Here is a 1427-nt window from a genome sequence, read left to right as displayed (position 1 = left end):
CGGTCGTGTCCCACCGCGTGGTGTAGATCGGCGGCAGCGAAGCCGCTCGCGAGCGCGCCCTCAACAGCGCTGTAGCGAGCGAGCGGCGTAGCGGCGGTCATCGATGTTCTTCGGTAGGGTTGGGTTGCTGACACAACCTGATTCGAAGGAACCACCGATGACCAACGACATGATGAACCTGCGCACGCTCGTAGAGAAGACCCCCGATGCCGATATCCTGCGCGAGATGATCGGCTTTGCCGCCGAGCGGCTGATGGAGCTGGAGGTTGGCGCCGCCACCGGCGCGCCCCATGGCGAGAAGAACCCGCTGCGGGTTGTCCAGCGCAACGGCTACCGCGAGCGCGACTGGGAGACGCGGGCCGGCACCGTCGAACTGCGCATCCCCAAGCTCAGGAAGGGCTCTTACTTCCCGAGCTTCCTGGAGCCGCGGCGCATGGCCGAGAAGGCGCTGACCGCCGTCATCCAGGAGGCCTACGTCCAGGGTATCTCGACGCGCTCGGTCGACGACCTGGTCAAGGCGATGGGCATGAGCGGCATCTCCAAGAGCCAGGTCAGCCGGTTGTGCGAGGAGATCGACGGCAAGGTGAAGGCCTTCCTCGACCGGCCGATCGAGGGCGACTGGCCATACCTGTGGATCGACGCCACCTACCTGAAGGTGCGTCGCGGCGGGCGCATCGTCTCGGTCGCCGTCATTATCGCTGTCGGCGTCAACGCGGACGGCCGGCGCGAGGTGCTGGGCATGGAGGTCGGCACGTCTGAGGCCGAGCCGATCTGGACGGAGTTTTTGCGCAAGCTGACCCGCCGTGGCCTGCGCGGCGTCAAGCTCGTCGTCTCCGATGCCCATGAAGGCATCAAGGCGGCCGTCACCAAGGTGCTGTGCGCGACATGGCAGAGGTGCCGCGTCCACTTCATGAGGAACGTGCTGGCCCATGCCGGCAAGAGCGGGCGCCGCGTCGTCTCGGCTTTCATCGCCACCGCCTTCGCCCAGGAAACGGCCGAGGCCGCCAGGAGCCAATGGCGCGCCGTCGCCGACCAGATCCGGCCGAAGGTGCCCAAGCTCGCCACCATCATGAACGACGCCGAGCCCGACGTGCTCGCCTACATGACCTTCCCGAAGGAACATCGCGCCAAGCTCCACTCGACCAATCCCATCGAGCGCCTCAACGGCGAGATCAAGCGCAGGACCGAGGTCGTCGGCATCTTCCCCAATGACGACGCCATCGTCCGTCTCGTCGGCGCCTTGCTGCTCGAACAGAACGACGAATGGGCCGTGCAGCGCGCCCGCTACATGACGCTTGAGACCATCAGCCAGATGAGCGATGATCCGCTCATCAGCCTGCCGGCAGTCGCGCGCTGATCAGTCCGGCCCATGCCGGAGAGCACGGCGTCCAATGCCGTCAGCTACACCACGCCAGTGGGCACGATCA

General features: G+C 66.2%; 1 protein-coding gene. It reads left to right on the top strand.

Features of this window, described 5'->3' with window-relative positions; genetic code table 11:
* Positions 1-157: 157 nt before the first annotated feature.
* Positions 158-1357, top strand: a complete 1200-nt coding sequence (locus AC0L17_RS34385; RefSeq protein ID WP_473518976.1) for an IS256 family transposase — start codon at positions 158-160, stop codon at positions 1355-1357.
* Positions 1358-1427 lie beyond the last annotated feature (70 nt).

The sequence above is a fragment of the Mesorhizobium sp. WSM4829 genome (assembly GCF_055811475.1).
The sequence above is the reverse complement of the archived record's forward strand: the minus strand, read 5'-3'. Positions and strand labels throughout refer to the sequence as shown.